Below are 25,746 nucleotides of genomic sequence, written 5' to 3'. Positions count from 1 at the left end.
AACACAAAGACCCTGATTGTATGGCTAAAATTACAGCCTACTCAGCAAAAATGCAAACTCATGTCAAAAGCTTACAAATCTGATGACCAAAAACGAGGTAAAACGCGCAATAGTAGTGGCGAAGAATACGCCATTTCTGCTAAACTCGCGCCCGTTTTAATGCCAATTCGATATTAGCGAGTGGCTGCTTCACTCACGACTCACGTAAATACTCAGATAAAACAAGGCGTAATAACCCAATGAAAATCGGCTTATTCTATGGCTCCACTACCTGTTACACCGAAATAGCGGCTGAGAAAATTCAGGCGGAAATGGGTAACGATGAGACTGGTACACCGCTAGTAGAGCTGTACAATATTAAAGATGCATCATTATCTTTGATCGCCGATTACGACCTCGTTATGTTAGGTATTTCTACGTGGGATTACGGCGAGTTGCAAGAAGATTGGGAGTCACAGTGGCAAGACTTAGCGACCATTAGCTTCGCCGACAAAATTGTTGCCCTGTATGGCATGGGCGATCAAATTGGCTACACTGAATGGTTCCAAGACGCCTTGGGGATGCTGCACACCTGTGTGGTTGAACAAGGTGGTCATGTCATTGGTTACTGGCCAAACCAAGGCTATGAATTTGCAGCCTCAAAAGCGCTTACCCAAGATGGCAGCCAATTTGTCGGGTTAGCCTTGGATGAAGACAACCAATATGACCAGTCTGACGCCCGTATTAGCCAATGGTGTCAACAAGTATTGGAAGAGATTGCTGATATACTGGCTTGATTCACCAAAATCGCCAAATTCACAAAAGAATTCTAGCGTAAAGCTGCTTACAAGCGGCCCACGCAACATTAAAAACACGAACTAAGAGTGCATACGCCCAAACAATGCCTTGTATTAATGTATGGTATTAATGCTTTGTCTTGGCACCAGCCACTTTTAGATAAATAAACAGTTTCACACTATAATCTGCACATCTTTGTGCCCAAGTAGCGACGTAATATTCATGTTCGAGCAGTTTGATTTAGACCAAGACCTGATCGGTGGCATTGCCAAAGCCGGTTTTAAAAAGCCCACTTCCATTCAGCAATTAGTGCTGCCCGAAGCAATGGACGGCAAAGACATTTTAGCCTCAGCGCCAACAGGGACAGGTAAAACCGCGGCGTTTTTATTACCTGCTGCTCAGCATTTACTGGATTACCCACGGACAAAGCCGGGCTTTCCACGTGTCTTAGTATTATCGCCGACACGTGAATTAGCACTGCAAATTAGCGAGCAAAACGAGCTACTCACCGCCCACACTAACATTAAAACGGGTGTGATCACTGGCGGCGTTAACTACGGTAGCCACAAAGAAATTCTTACGGCCACTACCGATATGCTGATCGCGACACCGGGTCGTTTAATGGAGTATATCGAGAACGAACAATTCGATGCCCGTGAGATTGAGATCCTTATTCTTGATGAAGCAGATCGCATGCTAGATATGGGTTTTGCCGACACCATCAACCGCATTATTGGTGAAGCGCGCTGGCGTAAACAAACCATGTTGTTCTCGGCAACACTTGAAGGTGCTGGCGTGATCAAGTTCGCCAAAGACATCCTTGATGAGCCTGTGTACTTAGAAGCGAACCCGTCTCGTAAAGAAAAAGCGAAAATCCACCAGTGGTTGCACTTAGCGGATGATAAGCAACACAAGCTTGAGCTACTGACTCACATTCTTAAACAAGAAGAAGTAGAGCGTGCCGTAGTGTTTGCCAACAAGCGTGAAACAGTGCAGTTCTTATCAGGCAAACTTTACAGCGCTGACATTCCGTGTGTTTGGTTAGAAGGTAAAATGCCACAAGACAAGCGTAACAGCGCGGTTGAGCGCTTACGCAAAGGTGAGCTTAACGTGTTAGTGGCAACCGATGTCGCTGCCCGTGGTTTAGATATTGACGATATCACCCACGTGATTAACTTTGATATGCCACGCAAAGCCGATATTTACTTGCACCGTATTGGCCGTACTGGCCGTGCGGGTAACAAAGGTACCGCAATTTCACTGGTCGAAGCGCACGATATGCTAGCCATCGGTAAGATTGAACGCTACACCAAAGAGCGCCTGCAACGCCGTGTAATTGACGAGCTTAGACCGAAATTTAAAGAAGCCAAAGTGCCAATGAAAAAGCCGAAAGTGAAAAAGTCGGCGGCACAGAAAAAAGCCAAAGCGAAGAAAATCGCGAAAAAAGTGGCAAAGAAATCGGCGAAGAAAAAGTAACCGCCTGAATAAAAACAGCATATAAACAACCAAGAAAGCAACACCTGCAAACTTGGTTGTTAACTCCAAAACAGAGACAAAAAAGCGCTATTTTTCATCAGAAATTTAGCGCTTTTTATTGACACTTCTCCGGCTTAATCACCTCAACTCTCTAGCTACAGCGAGATGAAACAATTGGCTAGTATTTAGCCACTCAATTTGTTAAAACAACAAACAGGATAAATTTCCGACACAAGTTAAGGTATTTGTATATCAGTTAGCTTGTGTTGGGGTACAAACATGGATTGTCAAATTTATGATAAGAACATTTTTTAGTGTTTTATTATTGTTGAGCTTAAAAGTACAAACAGCCCCAGTCAATTGTCAGCTAGACAAAATGACATCATTAGAACAATCTGTTATCTCTTTTTTTCAGCCATATAGCAGCTGTCAAGAAGTAAGGTCTAAACAGGGCAAGCTAATTGGCCTCAAGCTTGTCAAAGATAGCAGTATTATCTCACTATCTTACGGTGACTCTTCCGATTTCCACCCTGATGCTTTAATTCGTAGTAATGGTAAGGAAATATCAACCTACCAGCTGTTTTCGAATTTATTTTCCAATAGTCCCCCCATCAATCAGTATGTAAAAATTCAAAGATCCAGAGTCAATGAGTCAGGGGGCAAAGGGGTCTTGTCAATTAACGGTAACACTGCGTTTATTGAGCTAGACGCTCACAATACTCCTGAGCCTCACTCAATAACCTATTTTTTTGACTCAAATGATAGGGAGGTTTATTTGTCATTGGGTCTAACAAACGTTACCAAATCAGATGTAATGTCACTTGTATTAGAAATGGAATAGCAATATGACGAGTAAATTAAAGGAATACAAAGAAGTATCACCCGCTTCAGTTAAAACAATACTAAAATCTTTTTTTGGCGCAAGCTATGCAAGCCGAATTACAATTAACGACAAAGTGGTCAAGCTAACGTGGGAAATGGTGAGATCATCGCAAAGCTGTTCTAAAATGATGGATCTAGTTCCGAGGCCAGCAGGAACTATTCCAGGTGCTGGCTACATCGCCAAACAGCTTGCGCAATTGGGTAAACGAATAGCGACAGCTAAAGATGATTCCATATATATCCTGTGTAAAAATGGAGCGGCCTACCGATATTCTCGCCAGATTCAGATGGCAAGTAACGGTTTGTAAATTTATATGAACTAATCAATAGCTGCTTTAATGATAAAAACTGTTACAACAATGCTAAAGCAGTTAGCCTTTTCCTGATAACTGGGCTGCAATTTTTGAAAGGTAGTGATTTTTCTTGCCTTTCTCTTGGCTAACATATGGTTCTAATAAACCTGAAAATTTAGCTAAGCCATTGGCGCCAATTGTGACATTTGACATCATCGCCTTGCCCTACTGCCAACTTCTTTTTATCGTGCAACTTTTTTCTAAATTTCACCGCAGGAAACTTAACCGCTAAATATGTAGGTAGTTAATCGGGCGCACGTGCAACCACTAGTTCACTAACATTTCCACTACTGAGCCGAAACTTATTTGATTGAATAACCATTAACTTTTCATTAATTCATTAAAACATACCTTGTTAATGATAACCATTCGCATTATTATCTATAAAATTTTAGCACTGAGATACTAATGCAAAGCCCCTCTTTAATTAGCTCAAGTGATTCTGTCGCCAACAGTATTTTGGAGCAAAAAATCCGCCAAGGGACAGATCCTGATAATCCTGTTTTGATCCATTTATGGCTCTCATGCCAACAAACAGAGAACCTCTCGCTAGATAAACTCCGCGCAAAACACACAGCACAGTTTAAGCTATTGCTAGAGGCTGTATTAGACGAGTTAGTTCCCACACACTGGCGTCGAACCTGTTTAGACAATATTTACTTACCGTTGAGCGCGCTAAAAAAACTCTCAAATAATGAAGCCTCTGAGCAGCACCTCAGAGATCTTTTTAACGAACTGGCCATTTCTACTCGTTACATAGAAAGCAGCCTAAATCACTACTAAGTTACGGAACCATCATGGAAAAATATCGTATTGAAAAAGACAGTATGGGCGAGTTACACGTGCCTGAACATGCGCTTTATGCCGCACAAACTCAACGCGCTGTAAACAATTTTCCGATCAGCGGCCAGCAAATGCCAAGTGCATTTGTACGGGCTTTATTGCTCGCCAAATATGCCGCAGCCAAAGCTAATGGCGAATTAGCCCAGATTCCTCAAGCGATGAGCGACGCCATTTGCCAAGCGGTAGATGCGCTACTGGCGGAAGACTACATGCAGCACTTTCCTGTTGACGTGTTCCAAACAGGCTCTGGCACCAGCTCAAACATGAATGCGAATGAAGTGTTAGCAACGCTGGCAACCCGCATTTATGGCGACAATGTTGGCGCTAATGATCACATCAATTACGGGCAAAGTAGTAACGACATTATTCCGTCAACTATTCATATCAGTGCGGCAATTGAACTGTCGGAGAAATTGCTACCCGCGCTAACGTACCTGCGCGATGCTATTCGCAATAAAGCAGAAGAAGTCAGTCACTACATTAAAACAGGCCGCACGCATTTAATGGATGCCATGCCTGTGAGTATGTCGCAGTCGCTATTGGCCTGGGCTGATCAACTAGCGCAAAATATTACGCATTTGCAGGCACTGCAGCCCAGTATTCAATCATTGGCACAAGGTGGTACTGCGGTTGGCACGGGTATCAACGCTCACCCCGAATTTGCGACGACGTTCAATGCTGAATTAAGTAAAAAAACTCAGCTTAACTTTACCCCGGCCAACAACTTCTTTACCCATATTGGCTCGCAAGATATTGCCGTTAGCTTGTCGGGTCAGCTAAAAACAGTTGCGGTGACTATGATGAAAATTGCCAACGACTTGCGCTGGATGAACTCTGGTCCTTTAGCAGGCTTAGGCGAAATCGAATTGGAAGCACTGCAACCCGGCTCATCAATCATGCCAGGTAAAGTTAACCCAGTGATCCCAGAAGCTGCTGCTATGGTCGCGGCGCAAGTGATTGGCAATGATACAACGATTACCATCGCAGGTCAGTCAGGTAACTTTGAGTTAAATGTCATGCTGCCACTTGTCGCTAAAAATTTACTCGACAGTATTGAGCTATTAAGCAATATTTCGATTCAGCTAGCAGACAAAGCAATCACTACATTCAAAGTGAACGATAAAAAGCTGGCAGAAGCGTTAGCGCGTAACCCTATTTTAGTGACAGCACTGAACCCTATCATCGGTTACTTAAAAGCGGCGGAAATTGCCAAGCTCGCTTACAAAGAAGGTCGACCTATTATTGACGTTGCGGCTGAGCACACTGAGCTAAGTAAAGAAGAGCTAATGAAATTGCTAGATCCAGCGAAACTCACTTTGGGGGGCATTCAAAGCTAGACCGTTTAAGTCCAGTTACAAGCCGTAGTTTTGAGTAAACGGCTACTATGCTTGTAGCTGGCATTATCAATGTGGCAAGCCAAGCAGTGCTTGGCTTGGTTTACGTGATTGACTCGCACGACCCGCGTAGTGGCCATCCTTTCAAACTTACCTACTAGCCTCCCGTAAATAATGAGCAGCCAGTACTAAATAAAAAATCATGCGACATCCTTGTCTTGTTTAAATCGTTCGACATTAAGTTACGGCGTTTCGAGCATCATTTCGCAGTTGCAGTGTTTTATGCGCTAACTTTTGAGCTAGTATTTTTGGCGCTAACGTTAGCGCTGAACATCCCCACCAAGGCTAACCCCAACAGTAAAATTGAACTAGGATTAGGTACTTCAAAGGTTTGGAGTGCATTTAGTGATAATGACGATGTGACACCTGAGCGCTGATCGGTAAACCTGACGCTATTAAAGCCGTTACAACAGTTTTCTAGCCAGAAAACCTCAAGCTGATGCCCCCCTTGGTTTAGGTTTAGGTTGTCCAGTTTGATAATATCGCCATGGCTCCAATTATACGCCCACCAAAGGTTAGAGCTGTCTTTGTAAATCGCGTGACCATCTAGGTACACCTGAGCACCTAAGCCTGCATCTAAGCCAGCTTCCAAGGTCCACACCCTATCTGTCACTAAGCTGAATTCAACGGATAAATAGCTAAACGTTTGGTTACCGGCCCACACTTGCTCAAAGTCACTCAAGGTTTGTGAATTGACGACGCCGCTCAAAGAAGACCATTGGGTTTTCAAATCTGCATTTGAAAAATTTCCGCTAAAGCCTTGCGTCTTATAAGTGATTAACGCCGCATTGGCTTTAAGAGGCACTATGCAGCATAAGGCCACTATCATTAACATGCCTGATAAACTCGTTTTCATCACACGACTCCTTATCTCACAAATTTGCTTAACGCTCAAATAACGTCAACCTTGCCTATAGTTGTCTACAAGGTAGAAACTTTGTGGTTGAATTTTATGTTTGTCAGGTGCTTAGCAGCAAAACAAGCGCCAATAATTAGATAGCTTTAAATTTCAATGTTTTACCTAGTAATCGAAGCCAATTACATTAGGCTGTTTGCATATTGCAAACGCTTATCGCTGCATTTTGCAATCTCTCACCACGGAATTTTACAATTTGCAAATAGCGAAATTGCCCAAATAGCAATCGTAGAAAAAGTCGAAATAGTGAAAAATTAAAAGAGTGAAAAATTGAAAGAGTGGAAAATGATGAAAACGCCAAAAACGAATACCGATATTAATACCGATGCCAACATCGACACAGCAAAAACACTCGCCAGCACCTCACCTAGAGAAATAGTAAAACAGTGGGTTGATGCGTTTAATGCCGGTAATGCGGAATTACTGAGTCGTTTTTATCACTGTGATGCCGTCAATCATCAAGTCGCCAATAAGCCTGTGATAGGTCAGCAAGCAATTTATCAGATGTTTAGCGCAGAATTTGCCAATGCCGAGATGGTATGTATCGTCGAGAATATTTTTCAAGACGGTGAATGGGCCATATTGGAATGGAAAGATCCGATTGGGCTAAGGGGCTGTGGCTTTTTTCACATTCAAAACGGTTTAATTGTTTTGCAGCGCGGCTACTGGGATAGGCTGAGTTTTCTCAGAGCGCATAACCTGCCTCTTCCGACTAAATAAAGCCTGACTACATAAAAGCGCTAATAAATTAAAGCGCTTTGTGAGTAGTCGATAGGCAAAAGAAAAGCCCAAACAGGGCTTTTCTTATTTTACTCGATAAAATAAACACTCAACTTAGCTTGAAAACAGCTATATAGAATTTAACCGCCAAATAGCTTACCCAGTTTGTCTTTAATTTTATCTTTGGCTTTATCTTCCAGCTTTTTCCGTTGCTGTTTGACCACATCGTTATTCGCCAAATTTTCAAATGCTTTATCGCTGTCGTTAAGCAAGGCTTCAAAATCAAGTAACTCACCCAACTGCCCCTCGCCAAGCGATAATGACCCGGCCATTTTGTCATTCAAACCAGCTTGTAGTTCACTCTTAAAGCCGGCAAGTTTGGCTTCTACTTGCTGCGCCAATGCATTACCCAAGAGGTTATCTAAATCTGAGCTAACGCCCCAGTTAGGTGACAACCAATCGCCATTAGCATTAACCGTTACACCTAACGCCTGATTCGCTTTTAGGGTATCAAGTACCACCTTGGCAATTTTCGAATCGGCGCTACCATCAAATTGACTACCCGCTAAATTAAAATCGCTAGTAAGTGCAAGGTTACCCTTGTTGACCGACATATTACCCGCAACCGACAGCAAGGCAGAGACCAGTTGCAGTGTTAGGTTATCAGTTTCCTGCAGGCCAATATTTTCCAGCGGTAGCTTAGCCAACTGCCAGTTACCTTGACTAGTCAGTTGCTGGCTCGCGTCCAATGTAAAGTCGAGCGCCGCATTTAATGCTCCTTGCCCTTGAATACCATCAGCGGCAATTTTTACATCGCTGGCTTTATCAATGAGCCAATGCTGCATGGTAATATCGCTAAGCTGCGCTTGATAGCGGGCATCGCCAGCCACCACTTCAATACGACCTTGTTTGAGCCAGAAATCAGGTAACGGCGCGTCTTCCTCAAAGTGCACAAAGCGCCCTTGTGCCATTGCCAGTGCCGTTTGCTCCTGTGCGGTTTGCTCACCCTCACCTGCCAAAAGTGGCTTGATATGTGTAAATACAATATCTGCCCATTGATAGTATTCACGGGCTTTTTCGCCAAATAACAAGTGAGCGAAGTCTTCCGCTTCCAGCGTTTGTAATTGATACTGCTGAGAAATATTTTGCCAGTCTTCACTCGGTGCATTTTTCAGGGCAACGACTTGCTCGCTCAGTGTATTCTTTGCCGCAATGACCTCAGCTTTTGCTTGCTTAATTTTCTCGCGCTCTTGCTTAAAATCAGCTTTTAGTTGGTCAAAATCCGCTTTGATTTTTTCAATATCTGCCAGTGATTTTACTTTCACCTGGCCTAAAGCTTTCACGCGCGCTTGGTATTCTTTTAACGTTTCTTTCGTTGGTAACTTAGCTTTGGTGCGCTCAATCAGGTCTTGCTCTCGCTGATAAGTTTCCTCTAACGCTTTTGCACGTTGCACCGTCAGTAAATTACTTTGCTCAAGTACTGCCTTAGGATCGGGCAAATTGGCTTGAATATCATCTTGCCATTGCGCAGCCATATTACCGACAGCTGACTCCTCAGGGGCGCGATAAACCGCACCAACTGATTGACGGGCAGTATTAAAACTCAACGCTTTAATCTCAACGTTATCAACAATGGTTTTACCAAAGAGAAACGGCCATAACTCGACACTCGCATCAGCCGCATCAAAAGCCAACATGTTGTTTTGTGGCGCTTTAGGATCTGTCGCTTGTAGTTGCCAAATTTTCACGCCAAATGGCGCAAAATTTACATCTACCTCGGCAACATTCACTTCCGCCCCCGTGTAATGGCGACCAAAACGTTCAATCGCCATTTTGGCAATAGGGCCAGCAAACAGGATAACTGCGCCGAATAGCAAGGCGATGATAACGACAAAAGCAAGTAGTCCTTGCCAACGGATCACTTTACTCATGGGCGGCCTCCAAGCTTTGGTAACTCTTGATAAATAGTGAAAATACGACTGGCTTTCAACGCTTTAACAATCGCTAGGCGTTCGAAAAAGGCTTTGATATGCACGCGATATTTATCAATTAATACCTTAGTGATGAAATACAGAGGTATTGCTAGCAAGGTGCCGATTACTAGCGCGCCCAAATTGAAGGTATGGTGTAACTGCGCCAGCTTGAATAGGTCAAATTGATAGAGGGTGTTAAACACCCCGTGCCAGCTTGTGTTAGTCAACAAGCTTTCTCCGGTATTAATAATCGCCGAGTTTAGTATCACCCTCACCCCTTCAAATACCGTAATCGCCACTAAAAACGACGCTAGATGAACCCGAACAAGCAACACAATAAATAGAATCACAAAGGCTTGTAGGGATAAGAGCGGTGAAAGCGCAAAGACAAAGGCTAAGGCAACCGCAGCGGCGATTTGGCGTGTAGAGTTTTCCGAGTGTAACGCCTGAAATAACTTTGCTAGTAATGTGAGCATAAACTCTCCTGTCACTCACGAGGTTAAAATTATAAGTATTTATAACAAAAAGGCAGTGAAGCAACTGTTATTGATTCACTACCTCTGTTTTAGTTCAGCTGACCGTATGAAAATTAATCTTGTTCACGACGCGTGAAGACAAAATCATCTCCCTTAGACAGTTCCTCATTATAACCATAACCAGCTAAGTCAAAGCCTTTCAGTTGCTCAGCCTCTGTTAGCTGGTTTTGAATAATGTAACGCGCCATCAAACCACGCGCTTTTTTCGCGAAGAAACTGATCATCTTGTACTGACCGTTTTTCCAATCTTTAAACTGCGGCGTGATCAAACGCTCGGCATTTAGCCCCTTTTTCTTAACTGACTTAAAGTACTCGTTCGACGCTAGGTTAACTAACACCTGATCCCCTTGCGCGGCCAACGCTTCGTTCACTTTGTCAGTAATAATATCACCCCAAAACTGATACAAATTCGCTCCGCGCTCGTTGGCGAGTTTAGTGCCCATTTCCAAGCGATAAGCTTGCATTAAGTCCAGTGGTTTTAACAGGCCATATAAGCCAGATAAAATGCGCAAATGTTGCTGAGCAAAATCAAAATCTTTGTCAGCAAAGCTCGCAGCATCTAAGCCTGTGTATACATCACCATTAAAGGCTAACACTGCTTGACGAGCATTACTTTGATCAAATGGCGTCGCCCATTCGCCAAAACGCGCGGCATTCAGGCCGGCAATTTTATCACTTACGCCCATCAACGAGCTGATATCTGCCGGTGTCAGGGTTTTGCATATATCAATTAGCGCTTGGCTATGCTCAAGCAGCTCTGGTTGCGTGAATGTTTCCGTTGCCAACGGTGATTCATAATCTAAATTTTTTGCAGGAGAGACAACAATTAACATAAGTATCGCCATTTCAATCAATTAATAAGCACACTATACCACAGCAATTTGACGTAAACATGGCGGATCAGGGCTAAATAATCGATAAGAGCCTTCAACAAAAGTGAACATGAGTCTTCAACTAAAGTGAGCATGAGTCCTCAACTAAATTGAATCTAGCCCTTCAACAAAAGTGAACCTAATCGTTTCATCAATTTCACTGGCGCAATCGCCCAACCGCAGTAAATGGCAAGCCCGTAAATCATATTATTGAGCAATCGGTCAATAATTCTTAATAATTCCAATTTATTCTTGGCTAAGCGGTAGGCAAAAGGCCGTAAATTTGATAAAAATACGCCAACAAACCACTTGTTATCGGTTAAATAACCAACAACCCAAACACTAACCTTGCGTTAATTGTTGTAAGTTTTCATCATCTGGCCGATCACTCAGTATTTCGTATTCATTTTTCATGTTGAGGAAAGTTCATGAATCAATTAGATCAATTAAAGCAAATGACAACAGTTGTTGCCGATACCGGTGATATTGAGGCCATTGCGAAATTCCAACCACAAGATGCAACCACTAACCCGTCGCTATTGTTAAAAGCAGCATCACTGCCGGCATACCAACCGCTACTTGAGCAAGCATGTGCATGGGCGAAAGCACAATCTGATGATGCCGCTCAGCAAGTGATCGATGCCGCAGACAAATTATCCGTACTGATTGGTTTAGAGATTTTAAAAGTTGTACCGGGCCGCATTTCAACAGAAGTTGACGCTCGCTTGTCGTTCGACACTGCCGCCAGTGTAGCCAAAGCCGAGAAACTCATCGCCTTATACAATGAAGCGGGCATTAGCAATGATCGTATTTTGATCAAACTAGCGTCGACATGGGAAGGCATTAAAGCTGCGGAAATGCTCGAAAAGCAAGGTATCAACTGTAACCTAACGCTATTGTTTAGCTTTGCTCAAGCACAGGCCTGTGCCGAAGCTGGTGTTTACTTAATTTCCCCTTTTGTTGGTCGTATTTTAGACTGGTTCAAAGCCAATACCGATAAACAAGAATACGCACCGCTAGAAGACCCGGGCGTAGTATCGGTCACTGAAATTTACAACTATTACAAAGCAAAAGGCTACAACACCGTTGTGATGGGCGCGAGCTTTAGAAACACAGGTGAAGTACTAGCACTAGCTGGCTGTGATCGCTTAACGATCAGCCCGCAGTTAATGGATGAGCTAGCAGCAAGCGATGCGCAAGTTGAACAGCAGCTTTCAAGTGAGCAGCCAGCAACAGGTCAAGAACCCGCACTGACAGAGCAAGCATTCCGCTGGGCAATGAACCAAGACGCCATGGCGACTGAAAAACTGGCTGAGGGTATTCGCAACTTTGCCGTTGACCAAGAAAAACTTGAGCGTCAGTTAGCTGAATTATTTTAATCTATAACGACATTTAGTCAGCGCAGCTTGATTGCACTCGCTGCGTTGACTCCACGTCAAATGAAGGCAGTTGAGGTGATGTGTTACACCTTAGCTGCCTTTTTTATTTCGCCTTATTAGCATTAGTCTCCATCTACGAACGCCCCTGTATTTCCTATTCTTGAGCATCGTTTAGCTGAGTTCCCCTCCATTTTTGGAACCCTTTAACCGCACTATGTTTGCACTATTTTCACGCTATTAACTAACGCGTTGAGCTTAAACAAGTTTGTTACTTTGTGTAACTGATAGGTTAAAAATGTTCATCTTTCTGTCAAAAAAAGATAACAAAAATTGTTTTATTATGCGCGCAGGTATGATATTTAAACTATGCAGTTGTAGAAAAAAGGAGCATTCCATGGATAAACTTCAAGCAGTATTGGACTCGTTCGAAAAACAACCAAAGTCCAAAGCAAGTACTAACAAAAAACGTAAATGGCGTGAAATTGAACAACTGAAAGAGAAGTTTCAACTTGAGAAAGAGTTAAGGGCTTACGACGACTCGTTGGAACATATGTTAGATGAATTTTAGGCGCTATTAATTCAGCTAAACATGCAAAAGCCCGGTTCAGCCGGGTTTTTTATTGCGCACTGTTTTTTACTGCGCAAGGTCTTATACTGAGAAAGATAACGTTCGCAAAAATAACAATTCAATAGATAAGCGTTCATTGCCATAATCCCCTACTTTCAAATCAATCGCTTACACTATGCACTATGTCGGCTTAGGCTCACTTAACGCCCCTATTTACTTTTATATCGACAACATTCCGCCGCTACCTTTTTACCAAGAGTTAGATGACATGTACGGTATGCAATGGGAAGATATCTACCAAATCGGTCAACAAACCGGCAATCACTGGCGCAAGGTATTTAACGTTTTCGCCAAACTTGAATTTGAACGCGCGCCTCAGGGATTTGATACATGGCAGCAGCTCAGGGATCAAAATCTGTTACACGCCCATAGCCAACAGTGTTTACTGTTTAACGGCAGTGAATCGTATCGCGCCTCATCGGCAACGCTTGACGATAAAATTCACGTCATCATTGGTAAAACATACGCAAGTAAATTAGGGCTTGCAGATAAGTGCCAATGGTTAAATGAGTTTTTCGCCATTGATCACGCCACTAGCACCATTATCTGCCCATATTTTGATTATCGGCAATTATCCAACATCAAAATAACCCAACTGATTCGACTGTTGGAGCAGTGTTAGCTGATTTTTGTCAAACGCATATACCGCCTGTGTTAATAGCTTGTAAACGCGACTAAATAGTACTTGTTCAAGTGATTATTAAGGGGTAAAGTCGGCTCAGTCCTAGCAGTATGAAGTAAGTAAGTTGTCTACCTCATTGGCCATGTTAAACATCGCGCACGGAAAATTTCAGCTGTCAGTTGAAAATGAAATACTCTTGGTTTCTTTGCGAGGAGAAGTCAATGAGCAATGCGCGGCAAAATATATAGATTGCTTCGCTACGCAAGCGGAAAAGCTGGCTCATAAGCCGTTTGGCGTTATCGTTGATATCTCTGGATTTCGCGGAGCAACACCTGCCGCATATGAGATATGTAATCGTTACAATAAAACCTTACTCACTATGCCAAGCTTTGCTGGTAAAGCCGTTTTTTGTCCACCTTCGATGTCGGCCTTGTATCATATTTCCGTTGCTCAACAACCTTATGTTCAGCAGCAAGTGAAACGAGAGTTACAGCAGCAATTTCACGATATTGCGGGCGCAACACAATGGTTACGCCAGAAAATTATGGCGCGCTATTAAACGTCTTTCAAGCGCGCTTTATCCACTAACGGCTTTGTCGCTAACGACTTTACCGTTAACGATCGGTATTCCAACTAAAGCAATACGCCCCTAAGGCTAAAAATATTGACGTCATTATCGCTAACACAGTGACGTGATAGCTAACGTCAATCAGTGTGGCGCCCTCGGTCATGATCTCTCGCGCAGCGCTCACTAAATGCGTTAACGGTAAGATATCAGCAAACCATTGCACTTCTTTGGGCGCGCCTTCTAAACTAAACCACACACCTGACAACAACATCATTGGCCACGAAGTTAGGTTGAGTAACCCGCCGATCAGCTCTTCACTTTTACTGCGTGAAGCCACCAATAATCCCAGCGTAATTAAGCTCATCGCGCCCAGCATAGCCACGACGAGTAAGTCGAAGTAGCTGCCCAACATATAAAAATCAAACATAAAGTTGCAGCCGACAAAAACAACCGTCGACATAAAGGTCACGATAAACAAGCGCGATAGCAGTTGAGCCGAAACAAACTCCAGCGCAGAGAGCGGTGTCGCTTTCAGGCGTTTTAGCACGTGATTTTTACGGTAGCGCACGATCACATAACCGACACCGAACAAGCAACTGAACATCATGTTCATACCAAGAATGCCTGGCAGCACCCAATCAACGTAGCGGATGGCTTCGCCAGCAACCGTCTGCGCGGTAAAACTTGCTTCTTCAGCGAGAAACAGCTTCTCGGTAAAGTAACTGTTAGTAGAAAGTTCATTGCGCCAATATTGAGCATTATCAAGATCAATCAGTAAGTCGACACTGTGTCGCGTCAACTTTTGTTTTGCCTGCTCTAAATCCTGATAATGAATAAACTCAATATGCTTTACTTGCATAAATGGATGCATAAATGGGGGCTTAGCTGGATGTTGTGATTCTGTACTCGAATACTCTGCGGCGAGCACACCAACCTTGTAGACAGCCTTATCATCATCGCCAAAGACAAATGCAAAGCCCACCAAGAGTAAAACGGGGAATAATAAATTCCAACCCAGCGACGATTTATCGCGGAAAAACTCTAAATTACGCGCCTTAAATACGGCATAAAATCGATTAAAATTCATGACTACTCTCGCAAAGAATGACCGGTTAATTTTAAAAACAAATCATCAAGGTTGGCTGATTTTACCTGCAGTTGCTCAAGTGGCACTTGCTGAGCGATTAGCTGAGTCAGTGTCGCTTCGACATTTTCACTGACAATTTCCACTTTGCCGTTATTAACTTGCCACGCTTGCTCGCGAATCAAATCATCCGAAATTTGCGCGACAGGTAAATAAATAAAAACATGGCCAAAGTGTTTGGCCAGCAACTCGGTCGGCGAGCCTTGTTCAATAATTTTACCGTGATCCATCACCACCACGTGATCGCAAAGTTGCTCTGCTTCGTCCATGTAATGTGTGGTCAATACGATGGTTTTATTTTGCGCTTTAATATTTTGAATCAGCTGCCAAAAATTGCGCCGTGCTTGCGGGTCTAAGCCCGTGGTTGGCTCGTCGAGAAACACCACTTCGGGGTCGTTAATCAATGCCAGTGCGAGCAACAAGCGTTGACGCTGCCCACCAGAGAGCAAGCGATTGTCACGATTTAAAAACTCTGACAAGTCACACAATTCAATAAGGGTTTCATGGGGTAGCGCCTGTTGATAAAAAGATGAAAACAAATCCAAGGTTTCTTTTACCGTTAGAAAGTCTTGCAGCGCCGTGTGCTGAAACTGAATACCGATTTGTTGCGCAATTGCCGAGGTTACCGGCTGACCTTGATAAAGTACCTGACCTTGGCTCGCTTTAATTATCCCTTCCATAATTTCAATGGTCGTGGTTTTCCCTGCACCATTAGGGCCGAGTAAGCCAAAACACTGCCCAGCTTCAATAGCAAAGCTCACATCATTGACCGCAAACAAGTCGCGATACTGCTTAACTAAGTTTTTCACCTCTAAAATAGGCTGCATTATTTCCTCAAGACAAACTAATCACAATGACTGATGATGACGAACCATCATAACAAAACCATTTAATGATAATAATTATCATTTACAAATCAATTTTTGTCGGCTAAGTTATTAAAAAAGACACGTCGGGTAACAAAACTATGCCATCAACACATACCCCAATACCAGCGAAAGTAAAAATCGAAGTCTCTAGTGCGTTGTTAATGCAATTGATTCATCAAGGCCAAGTGAAAGGTAATGATTGTCGCTGCTTAGATGCCAACGCCAAACAAGTGCTATGGCTATCACTACTCAATAGCAGTATCGATTGTGCGGAGCAAAACTAATGACGGCACTATTTATGGCAGCATCTCAAACCACAGCGCAATCATTGACAAAACCTAGTCAGCAAAACCGCTTATCAATCATGGAGCAGTGGCTGCAGGTGCTATTGCTGAGCTATCAAACCGCGCCACAAACGCAAATCATCAAATATATCAATTATTATCTGACGCGCATTATTGCCCACGAAGAGTGTCAAGCTTGCCGACAAAAGCACTGCCAGTACTTACGCATGCAGAAGTACTGGCAGTGGCGATTAAGTGCCGACGCTACTGGATAACCTGCTGAAGGTGCTGGTATAGCGCCTTTTTGCCAGTAAAGCCAAAGCGCTGACAAACTTGAGCGTCTTGATGCAACATTAAACATTTGGCAACAAGTGGTTTTAGGGCGTCTAGTTGCGCTTGCACAGATGACGCTATAGCGTGCCTTTCTTGTTTTTCTTTTACTTCACAGCTAGCGCTTAGCTGCACCCCCAGTGACACCAATTTAGCTTGCAACCAAATAGTCAGGCTTGGCCTAGCAAGCCGATAGAGGTTAACGTTACCTTTAAAGGCATTAATTTTTTCCCAATCACGTACACTAACGGACTCAGCTGTATGACTTGGCGCCATTGCCAAGAGCTGTGTCACTAACTGGTACGAAAGAGCTGAAAACTCATCACCGAGCCAACTCGCAAAAGCACTATAGAACTCCCGTGAAGCAAGCTCGATAAAAGCAGACAACTGCCCAGCCGAACTGGTTGCTTTTAGCATCATCAACGAATGCTCACCGCTTGATGCATCGCGATTAAAGCCGAGCTTAACCGGCGTGAAACCATTGCGATGCCAGAAGTTGACCACCGCAGGAGACGCCGCATAGCTAGTAGCCACAAAATCAAATTGATTGTCTTTTGTCTGGTTACTTTTTACGTAGTTACTTTTGGCGTAGTCACTAGTCGCTTGCAAAAGCTGGCTTCCTAAACCTTGGTTTTGTAGGCTTGGGTGCACCGCAATTCGCATCACCCGCAAGTACTCAAACACCAGCGCTTGTGGTAATTGTGCTTGTTGTGCCAAAGCCTGTGGGACAAGTTGCCCTTTGACTCTGCGCTGCCCCTTAACAATGGCTGGGTGCAACGATTGATCAGTGATGCTTTCACTGATCAACAAGGCGACACCAATCACATGCTGTTCAATTACTTGTGCCAGAATAACCATTGCAGGGTCGTCCAGCAGCAGCTTTAAATCACTTGGTTTTGTCTGATAATGCGCGGTCACTAAAATAGCGAAAATTTGTTCGAGCATTTGCTCATCAGCAGCCAGCTCTTGGCCGGAAAAACACTGATAGCCAATGAGCTCAGGGTGGCTTGTTAAACGCCTGCTCAAATCTGTTGGCAAAGTCGGTAAATGAGCGTTGAGCAAACAAGCATCAAACATCAGTTGCTCAAGAGGATCATTCGCAGCCCAGCGAATAGGCTCGTTTAACTCCATTATTTGTGCTGCTACCCCTTGCGCTTTTAGCAAAGGTAAAAATTTCCCAGTAAACCCTTTACCTGCGCCTTCATAGCCGTGAATAGTACTGGCAAAAACCAAGCGGCTATATTGTTTAACCAACTTTTCCAGCAAATACACAGGCACACCAGCGGCTTCATCCACTAACAGCAGATCGGCTTGTGGCTTAGCGCGCAGCAGTTCATCCACTGGCACAAAAATGATCTGATGTTGCTGCCACGAAAAACAATGCTGGCTTAACTGCCCATCAGGTAGTGTTCGACCTAACTGACTAAAGAAAACGCCCAAGGCCATGCTGTGCGGTGCAGTAATGGCTATTGTTAATGGCCGTATTGCTTTTTGCAGTAATTCAGCACTTGCCCACGCCAGCGCGGTCGATTTACCACGACCGCGATCGGCAGTGAGTATTAGCGGCTTGTTTCGCCCTTTCGACAACATCCTTGTTATGTGCGCAATAACGGCTTGCTGGCCAGTGGTAACTTGCGGCTTTACCGCCTTTGCTTCGCTGAACTTACGTTCGCCGAGCGTATCGTGACCAAACTGGTCACTGCTCATTTTAGTGTCAGCACTATGTTGTCGATTGCCATAGCCATCATGAGCGAAAAGCTGAGACGATTCATTGTTTTGCTGAACAAAGTTTTGCTGAACAAGCTGAATAAAAGGTTGACGCTGCGCAGCCAAGCACAGACGCTCGACAAAATGAGAGGCAATAAACGTTGAACTGACATTATTAGTCGCGGCTTGATTACCAGCAGCTTGCTTTGAAGCTCCATCACCCAGCCAAACGTAAAGTATGCCGCCGGCGCAAATGGTACCTGACAGTGCCGCAAGCGCATCTAAATTCAGCTGTGGATCGGCAAAAAACACTAAGTTATTTTCTGTACCAAGATGATGGCGGTAGGTTTTGCTGTTAACCCTTTTGAGCTGAGACAAGTGATCACGGCTAGCAAGATGCTCGCCCTGCTCAACGCTATCACACAGGATTTCCCTGTTATTGGATTTAGCCTCTTCACTACCCTGCCCCCCTTCGCTAACGTTAGCCTTACCTAAATCGCTTACGAGTTCGGCGAACTGATCACTAAACATCACCCCTGATAACAACCCCATTTGATGAGCAAAGGAATGCACTTCATGAGCGAGAAACCACTCAATCGCCCAAGTTAGGCTGCCAGATAAAAAAATTGCGCCTCGGTGCCGATTGGCGTTCAAGTGTTGTTTATAGGCTTGAAAGCCTGGTGTTGTCGCAGCGTGGGCGATTGGGGAAGGTGCCATTTATTTTTATTTATTTCAAAAGTTAGTTAATGAGGTAAATCAAGTTGTTAGCTAATCATCAAAGCTAATTAGTCGCTCAAAGCCAAGACATGTGCCCACAGAAATGCCATAAAAAAGCCATTGTAATCTAAACTTAAATCTTAGCACTAGCGCTAGCAGCATTAATCAGCGTTGGCAAAGACAAGTACAGTGTCATAAAAAAGCTTAATATTAACCAACTACCTTGTCTTAGCACACGCTTAACATAGCATCATATTCAACCACAGGGCACAGGTTATGAATATCGACAGCACACATGAAGACAGAGCTTTAGAAAAGAAATACGAGCGTAATTTATTTATTTTTATTGCGGTTTTTCTTGGGCCAATACTCGCCGTCATGATCGTCGGCGGCTATGGGTTTATCGTTTGGATAAGCCAAATTCTGACCGGGCCACCAACCTCATAGCACTGACCTAAGCAATGGCTTTAAGCAATTGATGTAAGCTATTCTTGTGATGGAACAAGTCGCCAACAGATCAAGACGACAATTGCTCAAAGGACGCTTCAAAGCGCAACTTGAGCAACCAGCTATTCGTTTGCCCTGGGTGATCAGCGAAGCTGTATTCACAGCCGGCTGTACGCAATGCAATCAATGTATTGAGCACTGTGAAACACAAGTGATCAAGCGCGACCAGCACGGCTATCCCTCTCTTGATTTTACACAAGCAGAATGCACGTTTTGCGGCGAATGTGAACGTCAGTGCCAGCAACCGCTATTTATCGACAACCATTTACGCAGCGGCGTTAAAGCTTGGCCAGCCACTATCGATATTCACGAGAACTGCTTAGCCAAAAATCAAATTTATTGTCAAAGCTGTCGCGATGTTTGCGATAGCCGCGCCATTAAATTTGCCTTTGTTAGCAGTGCGATACCTATCCCTAAGCTTGATGAGAACGATTGCACCTTTTGCGGTGCTTGTGTCTCAACTTGCCCACAACACAGTATCTCGATCACAACGAGCACTAACCATTCATCCAATTTAACCACTAACACTGAGGAGCTAGGTTATGAGCCAGCCAAGCGTTAATCAAGCTGATGAGTACCACATCGCCAGCTTTGTTGGACAAGCACCACCGCCATTAGTTGAGCAGCTTTGCCAATACATAACCAACTTCGACGGTTGTGAAGTACACGGTAGTAATGAACAGGGAAAAATCGTTTTCACCGTTGAAGCAGCAAGCCAAAAAGCCATTGCCAAGGTGGTTGAGCAAATCCATTTAACTGACGAGTTTTTCAGCATTTCGCCGGTTTATCACCAATTTTTAGCTGAGCCGCAAGCTCCAATATCAAACGAGGTGAATTAACATGACACTAAATCGCCGAGAATTTATTAAAGCCAATGCTGTAGCCGCAGCAGCAGCCGTTGCTGGTGTATCCATTCCCGCACAAGCATCAAACTTAATCACCGCCAGTGATATCACTAAAATCAAATGGGACAAAGCCCCGTGCCGCTTTTGTGGCACGGGGTGTAGCGTTAATGTTGGGGTCATGGACGGTAAAGTCGTCGCAACCCATGGTGATATTAAGTCGCCCGTAAACAAAGGACTTAACTGCGTCAAAGGCTACTTCTTATCGAAGATCATGTACGGCAAAGATCGCCTGACCACCCCCCTACTGCGCATGAAGAATGGCAAGTACGACAAAAATGGGGAGTTTGCCCCTATCTCATGGGATAAAGCGTTCGAGGTCATGGCCGAGCAAGCCAAGAAAACCCTTAAAGACACTGGCCCCACCGGGGTTGGGATGTTCGGCTCAGGGCAATGGACAGTGCAAGAAGGCTACGCCGCGGCGAAATTGATGAAAGCGGGTTTTCGCTCCAACAATATCGATCCGAATGCGCGCCACTGCATGGCCTCAGCGGTGGGTGGATTTATGCGTACCTTTGGCATTGACGAGCCAATGGGCTGCTACGACGACATAGAAGCGACTGATGCTATGGTGCTTTGGGGTTCAAACATGGCTGAGATGCACCCTATTCTTTGGACCCGTGTCACCGACCGTCGCCTTAGCGCGCCACATGTCAAAGTGGCGGTACTTTCCACTTACGAGCACCGCAGCTTTGATTTGGCCGATAACGGTATGATTTTCGTGCCACAAACCGATCTGGCCATTTTAAACTACATCGCCAATTACATTATTCAAAACGACAAAGTGAACCACGACTTTGTCAATAAACACACGCGCTTTGCGATGGGTAACCAAGACATAGGTTACGGCCTGCGCCCCGAGCATCCACTGGAGAAAAAAGCGAAAAATAACAGCAAAGCGGGTGGTTCAACGCCAACGACTTTCAAAGAGTTTGCCAAGTTTGTTAGCACCTACACCCTTGAGTACACCTCACAATTATCGCATGTCCCCGAAAATAAACTGATTGAATTAGCTGAGCTATACGCAGATCCTAATCGCAAAGTCTGCTCATTTTGGACCATGGGCTTTAACCAGCATACTCGCGGTGTTTGGGCCAATAACCTGATCTACAACATTCATTTGTTAACCGGCAAAATCTCTACCCCTGGCAATAGCCCGTTCTCGTTAACGGGGCAACCATCAGCTTGTGGTACGGCACGAGAAGTGGGTACTTTTGCACATCGCTTACCGGCGGATATGGTGGTGAAAAATCCAAAACACCGCGCGATTTCAGAGAAAAAATGGAAGCTGCCGAAAGACACCATTCCGCCAAAACCGGGATATCACGCCGTGCTGCAAAATCGCATGCTAAAAGATGGCAAACTCAATTTTTATTGGGTGCAATGTAACAACAATATGCAGGCGGCTGCCAATCTGAACGAAGAAGGTTTACCCGGCTATCGCAACCCGAAAAACTTTATCGTGGTTTCAGACCCATACCCGACAGTGACGGCACAAGCCGCCGATCTAATTCTGCCAACGGCAATGTGGGTTGAAAAAGAAGGGGTTTACGGTAACGCCGAGCGTCGCACCCAAGCCTGGTATCAAATGATAGAAGCGCCACAAGGCGCGAAGTCTGACTTGTGGCAACTAGTTGAATTCTCGAAATACTTCAAGGTTGAAGAGGTTTGGGAAAGCAAAATACTCGCGAAAAACCCGAGCTACCGCGGAAAAACCTTATTTGATGTTTTATTTGCGAACGGCCAAGTGAACAAATACCCACTGAGTGAGGTGCCTGATGACAGGCTAAACCAGGAATCACGTGACTTTGGCTTCTACATTCAAAAGGGCTTGTTTGAAGAATATGCCTCATTTGGCCGCGGTAAGGCCCACGACTTAGCACCGTATGATCGATACCACCAAGAGCGCGGCTTGCGCTGGCCTGTGGTTGATGGCAAAGAAACGCTGTGGCGCTTTAGAGAAGGCTCAGATCCCTACGTCACAGCAGGTAAAGGCTTTGAATTTTATGGTAAGCCAGATGGCAAAGCGGTGATTTTTGCGCTGCCTTACGAGCCCGCAGCAGAGTTTCCAGATAGAGAATACGATTTGTGGCTATCTACCGGCCGAGTGCTCGAACATTGGCATTCTGGTTCGATGACGCAACGCGTGCCAGAGCTGTATCAATCAATGCCGGATGCACTCGTTTATATGCACCCAGAAGATGCGAAAAAACGAGGCCTGCGACGCGGTGATGCGGTCAAGATTATATCCCGTCGGGGTGAAGTTGAAACGCGTCTTGAAACTCGTGGCCGTAACAAGCCACCTATCGGCTTAGTGTTTATGCCGTGGTTTGATGCCAGTCGCTTAGTGAACAAGGTAACCCTTGATGCAACCGACCCCATTTCGAAAGAAACTGACTTTAAGAAATGTGCCGTTCGCATTGAAAGAGCCTAAGGAGCAATATTATGAACAAACTAATGATTTATGGTTTCTCTGTACTGCTTACTTGCTTGGCTTCAACGGTTAATGCCAATGACGGCGACAACATAGCAACGTTGCGACACGACACTGCCATTGCGACACAAGAAGCCACCAAAGCTATCGCCAAAGTGATCAATACCGATGTTAAGCAAACGCGAAACTACCCAATGCAGCCGCCGGTGATTCCGCATACTACGCGCAACTACGAGGTTAACCTCAACAGTAACAAGTGCATGACTTGCCACAGCCGAGAACGCACGCAGGATTCTCAAGCGCCAATGGTGAGCGTGACTCACTTTATGGATCGCGAAGGCAACTTTTTAGCTGAGCTGTCACCGCGCCGCTATTTTTGTAATCAATGTCATGTCAATCAATTTGACGCTAAGCCGTTAATTGAGAATAAATTCATTGATATGCACACTTTAACGTCACAAAAAGCGTCACAGCAAAACAACAGCGCTGAGCACCAATAGGAGATATCAAATGAAAGAGATCCTATTAAGAGCGTGGGCAACGATTAAAAAACCAAGCGTACATTACAGCTTAGGTTTTCTAACCCTTGGCGGTTTTATTGCCGGTATCATTTTCTGGGGTGGTTTTAATACTGCCCTAGAGGCCACCAATACCGAGAAGTTTTGTATTTCGTGCCACGAAATGGAAAACAATGTTTATGAAGAGTTAAAAACAACGATCCACTTCACCAATCGCTCAGGCGTTAGAGCAACTTGTCCTGACTGTCACGTTCCTCACAACTGGACCGACAAAATTGCGCGTAAAATGCAGGCATCAAAAGAAGTGTGGGGGAAAATATTTGGCACAATTAACACCCGTGAGAAGTTTCTCGCCAATCGAAAACGCCTCTCGGAACACGAGTGGGCGCGCTTGAAGGCCAACGATTCACTTGAGTGTCGCAACTGTCACAACTTCGACTACATGGACTTTAGTGTGCAAAGCCAACGGGCGGCACAAATGCATTCAACGTCATTGGCCAGTGGTGAAAAAACGTGTATTGACTGTCACAAAGGGATTGCTCACCGCTTGCCTGATATGCAAGGGGTTACGGATTTTTAATGTTCTATTTTAGCTAGTTAAACAGAAACGGAAAATTAAATACTCGAACAATATTATTTGAAAAAGCAAAATTTGTTGCCTATGTTCAAATTAATGCCGACACTGCTGATTTTTAAGGCATTGTCGGCATTTTTATGCATGTTAATCACTGCCAATGAGTGAGAGTAAAATGACTTACCACGACAGCAACAACAGTACGGACAAGCCAGACATCCCAGATTACGAGCAAGATCTAGCCAACAGTAAACAAAAGATTAAGAACACGAAAGTGCGTAAACGCATTGATGAGTTACTCGAAGAAAAGCGGCTTAAACAACTACTCGATGCTTCCGATGATTGGGATATATAAAACGACCGCCAGCAATATAGCCGCGACAGGTGGTTAGCAAAGTCGCTGGCTTTACAGTATGGTTAGGTTATCTTCAACAACAAAAATAACTTCACCATGAAAAAATTGCTACTCGCAGCAAGTATCGCTATCACTTGCACATCAACCTTCACAACTACCGCTAGCGCCGACAGTTTTAAAGCTGACGTTGCCGACCGAGCAACACAAATCGAACCACAAGTGATCAAGTGGCGCCGCCATTTTCACCAACACCCAGAGCTTTCCAATCGCGAGTTTGAAACCGCTAAAGTCATCGAAAAGTACCTTAATGACCTTGGCCTGGAAGTACAAACCGGTATTGCTAAAACCGGCGTAGTAGGCGTTCTTGACACAGGAAAGCCCGGCCCTGTTGTTGCCTTGCGCGCAGACATGGATGGCCTGCCCGTAACCGAAGCAACTAATTTGCCATTTGCCTCAACCGTGACCGCCATTCACGAGGGAAAAGACGTTGGTGTCATGCACGCCTGTGGACACGATACACATATGGCCATGCTAATGGGTGCTGCGAAAATTCTCACCGAACAAAAAGACCAACTTAAAGGCAAAGTAAAGTTCATTTTCCAACCAGCTGAGGAAGGTGCGCCGCGCGGCGAAGTGGGTGGTGCGGAAGTGATGGTTAAAGAAGGCGTGCTTAAAAATCCTGATGTCGATGTCATTTTTGGTCTCCACATCAGCTCAGGTCAAGATGTCGGCACCGTAGAATACAAAGCTGAAGGCATTATGGCAGCGGTCGACCCTTACCGCATCGTCATCAAAGGTCAGCAGTCACATGGTGCCTACCCTTGGTTGAGTGCTGACCCTATTGTTTCTGCGGCACAAGTGATCATGGGCTTACAAACGATCGTCAGCCGTGAAGTCAAACTAATCGACAGCGCCGCAGTCGTAACCGTTGGTATGATTAACGGTGGTAACCGCTCCAACATCATTCCAAGCGAAGTTGAACTGGTGGGCACCATTCGCAGCTTAAACCCAGAAATTCGCAAACATATCCACGAAGCGGTTCATCGTAAGGCGAGTCATATTGCTGAAAGTATGAATACCACCGCCGAGGTCACTTTACCACTGGATTATAGCTATCCAATTACCTACAACGACCCTGAGCTTATGCAAAAAATGCTACCCACGTTAGTCTCAACGGCTGGTGAAAGTAATACCGTTGCCACAAAAGCGGTAACAGGTGCGGAAGATTTTTCATTCTTCCAAGAAGAAGTGCCCGGGTTGTACCTGTTCGTTGGCGGTAAAAGCCGAGACATTCCGGTTAACGAGGCGCCCGGCCACCATACACCAGAGTTTAAAATTGACGAAAGCGGTATGAAGTTGGGTGTTGAGTTACTGACGAACCTCACTTACGACTATATGAAAATGAACTAAAACACGTATCTGCCAGTAGTATAAACTCAAACCAAGTAGGTAATTTATGCTACTGG

29 protein-coding genes are annotated in these 25,746 nt (G+C 44.6%); 21 read left to right on the top strand and 8 right to left on the bottom strand.

Annotation, left to right across the window (positions count from 1 at the left end):
* The first annotated feature begins 239 nt into the window (after window positions 1–239).
* The 4 genes from fldB (at window position 240) to DXX93_RS03635 (ending at window position 3,443) form a co-directional block, all read left to right on the top strand.
* On the top strand, window positions 240–776 hold the full coding sequence (fldB, locus tag DXX93_RS03650) for a flavodoxin FldB (RefSeq protein WP_116006862.1): 537 nt from the start codon (window positions 240–242) through the stop codon (window positions 774–776).
* Between the two features lie 223 nt (window positions 777–999).
* Window positions 1,000–2,253 (top strand): ATP-dependent RNA helicase SrmB, encoded by a 1,254-nt coding sequence (gene srmB, locus DXX93_RS03645; protein WP_116006861.1) that lies wholly within the window; start codon window positions 1,000–1,002, stop codon window positions 2,251–2,253.
* 376 nt (window positions 2,254–2,629) lie between these two features.
* Window positions 2,630–3,094 carry a hypothetical protein gene (locus DXX93_RS03640; RefSeq protein ID WP_147302636.1) on the top strand — a complete coding sequence of 155 codons (465 nt, stop codon included), beginning with the start codon at window positions 2,630–2,632 and terminating at the stop codon, window positions 3,092–3,094.
* 4 nt (window positions 3,095–3,098) lie between these two features.
* The gene (locus DXX93_RS03635) at window positions 3,099–3,443 is read left to right on the top strand and encodes a hypothetical protein (protein ID WP_116006859.1); all 345 of its coding nucleotides are present in this window, start codon (window positions 3,099–3,101) and stop codon (window positions 3,441–3,443) included.
* A gap of 63 nt (window positions 3,444–3,506) precedes the next feature.
* Here DXX93_RS03635 and DXX93_RS20765 read toward each other — a convergent pair whose 3' ends face one another.
* Window positions 3,507–3,644 carry a hypothetical protein gene (locus DXX93_RS20765; protein ID WP_181902131.1) on the bottom strand — a complete coding sequence of 46 codons (138 nt, stop codon included), beginning with the start codon at window positions 3,642–3,644 and terminating at the stop codon, window positions 3,507–3,509.
* Between the two features lie 252 nt (window positions 3,645–3,896).
* Between DXX93_RS20765 and DXX93_RS03630 the strand changes: the two genes are divergently transcribed.
* Both DXX93_RS03630 and DXX93_RS03625 read left to right on the top strand, forming a co-directional pair.
* Complete coding sequence (locus DXX93_RS03630; RefSeq protein WP_116006858.1) at window positions 3,897–4,271, top strand: hypothetical protein; 375 nt, start codon at window positions 3,897–3,899, stop codon at window positions 4,269–4,271.
* 14 nt (window positions 4,272–4,285) lie between these two features.
* Window positions 4,286–5,668 carry a class II fumarate hydratase gene (locus DXX93_RS03625; protein ID WP_116006857.1) on the top strand — a complete coding sequence of 461 codons (1,383 nt, stop codon included), beginning with the start codon at window positions 4,286–4,288 and terminating at the stop codon, window positions 5,666–5,668.
* A gap of 277 nt (window positions 5,669–5,945) precedes the next feature.
* On the opposite strand, the gene DXX93_RS03620 is transcribed toward DXX93_RS03625, so the two are convergent.
* Window positions 5,946–6,581, bottom strand: coding sequence for a CCXG family PEP-CTERM protein (locus DXX93_RS03620; RefSeq protein WP_116006856.1), 636 nt, complete (start codon window positions 6,579–6,581; stop codon window positions 5,946–5,948).
* Between the two features lie 345 nt (window positions 6,582–6,926).
* Here DXX93_RS03620 and DXX93_RS03615 point away from each other — a divergent pair, with 345 nt between their 5' ends.
* On the top strand, window positions 6,927–7,361 hold the full coding sequence (locus DXX93_RS03615; protein WP_258872583.1) for a nuclear transport factor 2 family protein: 435 nt from the start codon (window positions 6,927–6,929) through the stop codon (window positions 7,359–7,361).
* A gap of 140 nt (window positions 7,362–7,501) precedes the next feature.
* Here DXX93_RS03615 and DXX93_RS03610 read toward each other — a convergent pair whose 3' ends face one another.
* The 3 genes from DXX93_RS03610 to yaaA all read right to left on the bottom strand — a co-directional run bounded on the left by DXX93_RS03610 (window position 7,502) and on the right by yaaA (window position 10,703).
* Complete coding sequence (locus DXX93_RS03610) at window positions 7,502–9,292, bottom strand: TIGR03545 family protein (protein ID WP_116006855.1); 1,791 nt, start codon at window positions 9,290–9,292, stop codon at window positions 7,502–7,504.
* Window positions 9,289–9,810, bottom strand: a complete 522-nt coding sequence (locus DXX93_RS03605; protein WP_116006854.1) for a TIGR03546 family protein — start codon at window positions 9,808–9,810, stop codon at window positions 9,289–9,291. The genes DXX93_RS03610 and DXX93_RS03605 overlap by 4 nt, the downstream gene beginning before the upstream one ends.
* Before the next feature lie 113 nt (window positions 9,811–9,923).
* The gene (yaaA, locus tag DXX93_RS03600; RefSeq protein WP_116006853.1) at window positions 9,924–10,703 is read right to left on the bottom strand and encodes a peroxide stress protein YaaA; all 780 of its coding nucleotides are present in this window, start codon (window positions 10,701–10,703) and stop codon (window positions 9,924–9,926) included.
* Between the two features lie 467 nt (window positions 10,704–11,170).
* On the opposite strand from yaaA, the gene tal reads away from it, so the two are divergent.
* The 4 genes from tal to DXX93_RS03580 all read left to right on the top strand — a co-directional run bounded on the left by tal (window position 11,171) and on the right by DXX93_RS03580 (window position 13,930).
* Window positions 11,171–12,121 carry a transaldolase gene (gene tal / locus DXX93_RS03595; protein ID WP_116006852.1) on the top strand — a complete coding sequence of 317 codons (951 nt, stop codon included), beginning with the start codon at window positions 11,171–11,173 and terminating at the stop codon, window positions 12,119–12,121.
* A 394-nt stretch (window positions 12,122–12,515) separates the two neighbouring features.
* Window positions 12,516–12,689, top strand: a complete 174-nt coding sequence (locus tag DXX93_RS03590) for a DUF3545 family protein (protein ID WP_116009821.1) — start codon at window positions 12,516–12,518, stop codon at window positions 12,687–12,689.
* Between the two features lie 175 nt (window positions 12,690–12,864).
* Entirely contained in the window at window positions 12,865–13,371 is a 507-nt protein-coding gene (locus DXX93_RS03585; protein WP_116006851.1) for a DUF6942 family protein, read from the top strand.
* A gap of 124 nt (window positions 13,372–13,495) precedes the next feature.
* A complete protein-coding gene (locus DXX93_RS03580; protein ID WP_147302635.1) occupies window positions 13,496–13,930 on the top strand; it encodes a hypothetical protein in 435 nt (144 codons plus the stop codon).
* A 55-nt stretch (window positions 13,931–13,985) separates the two neighbouring features.
* Here DXX93_RS03580 and DXX93_RS03575 read toward each other — a convergent pair whose 3' ends face one another.
* Window positions 13,986–15,026, bottom strand: a complete 1,041-nt coding sequence (locus tag DXX93_RS03575) for an ABC transporter permease (protein ID WP_116006849.1) — start codon at window positions 15,024–15,026, stop codon at window positions 13,986–13,988.
* A 2-nt stretch (window positions 15,027–15,028) separates the two neighbouring features.
* Window positions 15,029–15,910, bottom strand: a complete 882-nt coding sequence (locus DXX93_RS03570) for an ABC transporter ATP-binding protein (protein ID WP_116006848.1) — start codon at window positions 15,908–15,910, stop codon at window positions 15,029–15,031.
* 140 nt (window positions 15,911–16,050) lie between these two features.
* On the opposite strand from DXX93_RS03570, the gene DXX93_RS03565 reads away from it, so the two are divergent.
* Together DXX93_RS03565 and DXX93_RS03560 are read left to right on the top strand one after the other, a co-directional pair.
* The gene (locus tag DXX93_RS03565) at window positions 16,051–16,236 is read left to right on the top strand and encodes a hypothetical protein (protein WP_116006847.1); all 186 of its coding nucleotides are present in this window, start codon (window positions 16,051–16,053) and stop codon (window positions 16,234–16,236) included.
* A complete protein-coding gene (locus DXX93_RS03560) occupies window positions 16,236–16,511 on the top strand; it encodes a hypothetical protein (RefSeq protein ID WP_116006846.1) in 276 nt (91 codons plus the stop codon). Before DXX93_RS03565 ends, DXX93_RS03560 begins: the two co-directional genes overlap by 1 nt.
* On the opposite strand, the gene DXX93_RS03555 is transcribed toward DXX93_RS03560, so the two are convergent.
* The gene (locus DXX93_RS03555) at window positions 16,501–18,990 is read right to left on the bottom strand and encodes a GNAT family N-acetyltransferase (protein WP_116006845.1); all 2,490 of its coding nucleotides are present in this window, start codon (window positions 18,988–18,990) and stop codon (window positions 16,501–16,503) included. The two genes, DXX93_RS03560 and DXX93_RS03555, sit on opposite strands and share 11 nt — an antisense overlap.
* Window positions 18,991–19,266: 276 nt before the next feature.
* On the opposite strand from DXX93_RS03555, the gene napE reads away from it, so the two are divergent.
* From napE to DXX93_RS03515, 8 genes are all read left to right on the top strand, one after another.
* On the top strand, window positions 19,267–19,437 hold the full coding sequence (gene napE / locus DXX93_RS03550) for a periplasmic nitrate reductase, NapE protein (protein ID WP_116006844.1): 171 nt from the start codon (window positions 19,267–19,269) through the stop codon (window positions 19,435–19,437).
* Window positions 19,438–19,486: 49 nt separating this feature from the next.
* Entirely contained in the window at window positions 19,487–20,059 is a 573-nt protein-coding gene (locus tag DXX93_RS03545) for a ferredoxin-type protein NapF (protein ID WP_116006843.1), read from the top strand.
* Window positions 20,040–20,336, top strand: a complete 297-nt coding sequence (locus DXX93_RS03540) for a chaperone NapD (RefSeq protein ID WP_116006842.1) — start codon at window positions 20,040–20,042, stop codon at window positions 20,334–20,336. The genes DXX93_RS03545 and DXX93_RS03540 overlap by 20 nt, the downstream gene beginning before the upstream one ends.
* 1 nt (window position 20,337) lies before the next feature.
* A complete protein-coding gene (gene napA, locus DXX93_RS03535; RefSeq protein WP_116006841.1) occupies window positions 20,338–22,833 on the top strand; it encodes a nitrate reductase catalytic subunit NapA in 2,496 nt (831 codons plus the stop codon).
* Window positions 22,834–22,844: 11 nt separating this feature from the next.
* Window positions 22,845–23,333 carry a nitrate reductase cytochrome c-type subunit gene (locus DXX93_RS03530; RefSeq protein WP_116006840.1) on the top strand — a complete coding sequence of 163 codons (489 nt, stop codon included), beginning with the start codon at window positions 22,845–22,847 and terminating at the stop codon, window positions 23,331–23,333.
* Window positions 23,334–23,343: 10 nt separating this feature from the next.
* Window positions 23,344–23,931, top strand: coding sequence for a cytochrome c3 family protein (locus DXX93_RS03525; protein ID WP_116006839.1), 588 nt, complete (start codon window positions 23,344–23,346; stop codon window positions 23,929–23,931).
* Between the two features lie 154 nt (window positions 23,932–24,085).
* Complete coding sequence (locus DXX93_RS03520; protein WP_116006838.1) at window positions 24,086–24,280, top strand: PA3496 family putative envelope integrity protein; 195 nt, start codon at window positions 24,086–24,088, stop codon at window positions 24,278–24,280.
* Between the two features lie 96 nt (window positions 24,281–24,376).
* On the top strand, window positions 24,377–25,690 hold the full coding sequence (locus DXX93_RS03515) for an amidohydrolase (protein WP_116006837.1): 1,314 nt from the start codon (window positions 24,377–24,379) through the stop codon (window positions 25,688–25,690).
* The last annotated feature ends 56 nt before the right edge of the window (window positions 25,691–25,746 follow it).

Source organism: Thalassotalea euphylliae, assembly GCF_003390335.1.
Taxonomy (GTDB): domain Bacteria; phylum Pseudomonadota; class Gammaproteobacteria; order Enterobacterales; family Alteromonadaceae; genus Thalassotalea_F; species Thalassotalea_F euphylliae_B.
The sequence above is the reverse complement of the archived record's forward strand: the minus strand, read 5'-3'. Positions and strand labels throughout refer to the sequence as shown.

Bases quoted from the DNA above. Each gene is read 5' to 3' on its own strand.
- fldB (WP_116006862.1), top strand. From the start codon at position 240: ATGAAAATCGGCTTATTCTATGGCTCCACTACCTGTTACACCGAAATA.
- srmB (WP_116006861.1), top strand. From the start codon at position 1,000: ATGTTCGAGCAGTTTGATTTAGACCAAGACCTGATCGGTGGCATTGCC.
- DXX93_RS03640 (WP_147302636.1), top strand. From the start codon at position 2,630: ATGACATCATTAGAACAATCTGTTATCTCTTTTTTTCAGCCATATAGC.
- DXX93_RS03635 (WP_116006859.1), top strand. From the start codon at position 3,099: ATGACGAGTAAATTAAAGGAATACAAAGAAGTATCACCCGCTTCAGTT.
- DXX93_RS20765 (WP_181902131.1), bottom strand. From the start codon at position 3,644: ATGATGTCAAATGTCACAATTGGCGCCAATGGCTTAGCTAAATTTTCA.
- DXX93_RS03630 (WP_116006858.1), top strand. From the start codon at position 3,897: ATGCAAAGCCCCTCTTTAATTAGCTCAAGTGATTCTGTCGCCAACAGT.
- DXX93_RS03625 (WP_116006857.1), top strand. From the start codon at position 4,286: ATGGAAAAATATCGTATTGAAAAAGACAGTATGGGCGAGTTACACGTG.
- DXX93_RS03620 (WP_116006856.1), bottom strand. From the start codon at position 6,581: ATGAAAACGAGTTTATCAGGCATGTTAATGATAGTGGCCTTATGCTGC.
- DXX93_RS03615 (WP_258872583.1), top strand. From the start codon at position 6,927: ATGATGAAAACGCCAAAAACGAATACCGATATTAATACCGATGCCAAC.
- DXX93_RS03610 (WP_116006855.1), bottom strand. From the start codon at position 9,292: ATGAGTAAAGTGATCCGTTGGCAAGGACTACTTGCTTTTGTCGTTATC.
- DXX93_RS03605 (WP_116006854.1), bottom strand. From the start codon at position 9,810: ATGCTCACATTACTAGCAAAGTTATTTCAGGCGTTACACTCGGAAAAC.
- yaaA (WP_116006853.1), bottom strand. From the start codon at position 10,703: ATGTTAATTGTTGTCTCTCCTGCAAAAAATTTAGATTATGAATCACCG.
- tal (WP_116006852.1), top strand. From the start codon at position 11,171: ATGAATCAATTAGATCAATTAAAGCAAATGACAACAGTTGTTGCCGAT.
- DXX93_RS03590 (WP_116009821.1), top strand. From the start codon at position 12,516: ATGGATAAACTTCAAGCAGTATTGGACTCGTTCGAAAAACAACCAAAG.
- DXX93_RS03585 (WP_116006851.1), top strand. From the start codon at position 12,865: ATGCACTATGTCGGCTTAGGCTCACTTAACGCCCCTATTTACTTTTAT.
- DXX93_RS03575 (WP_116006849.1), bottom strand. From the start codon at position 15,026: ATGAATTTTAATCGATTTTATGCCGTATTTAAGGCGCGTAATTTAGAG.
- DXX93_RS03570 (WP_116006848.1), bottom strand. From the start codon at position 15,910: ATGCAGCCTATTTTAGAGGTGAAAAACTTAGTTAAGCAGTATCGCGAC.
- DXX93_RS03565 (WP_116006847.1), top strand. From the start codon at position 16,051: ATGCCATCAACACATACCCCAATACCAGCGAAAGTAAAAATCGAAGTC.
- DXX93_RS03560 (WP_116006846.1), top strand. From the start codon at position 16,236: ATGACGGCACTATTTATGGCAGCATCTCAAACCACAGCGCAATCATTG.
- DXX93_RS03555 (WP_116006845.1), bottom strand. From the start codon at position 18,990: ATGGCACCTTCCCCAATCGCCCACGCTGCGACAACACCAGGCTTTCAA.
- napE (WP_116006844.1), top strand. From the start codon at position 19,267: ATGAATATCGACAGCACACATGAAGACAGAGCTTTAGAAAAGAAATAC.
- DXX93_RS03545 (WP_116006843.1), top strand. From the start codon at position 19,487: ATGGAACAAGTCGCCAACAGATCAAGACGACAATTGCTCAAAGGACGC.
- DXX93_RS03540 (WP_116006842.1), top strand. From the start codon at position 20,040: ATGAGCCAGCCAAGCGTTAATCAAGCTGATGAGTACCACATCGCCAGC.
- napA (WP_116006841.1), top strand. From the start codon at position 20,338: ATGACACTAAATCGCCGAGAATTTATTAAAGCCAATGCTGTAGCCGCA.
- DXX93_RS03530 (WP_116006840.1), top strand. From the start codon at position 22,845: ATGAACAAACTAATGATTTATGGTTTCTCTGTACTGCTTACTTGCTTG.
- DXX93_RS03525 (WP_116006839.1), top strand. From the start codon at position 23,344: ATGAAAGAGATCCTATTAAGAGCGTGGGCAACGATTAAAAAACCAAGC.
- DXX93_RS03520 (WP_116006838.1), top strand. From the start codon at position 24,086: ATGAGTGAGAGTAAAATGACTTACCACGACAGCAACAACAGTACGGAC.
- DXX93_RS03515 (WP_116006837.1), top strand. From the start codon at position 24,377: ATGAAAAAATTGCTACTCGCAGCAAGTATCGCTATCACTTGCACATCA.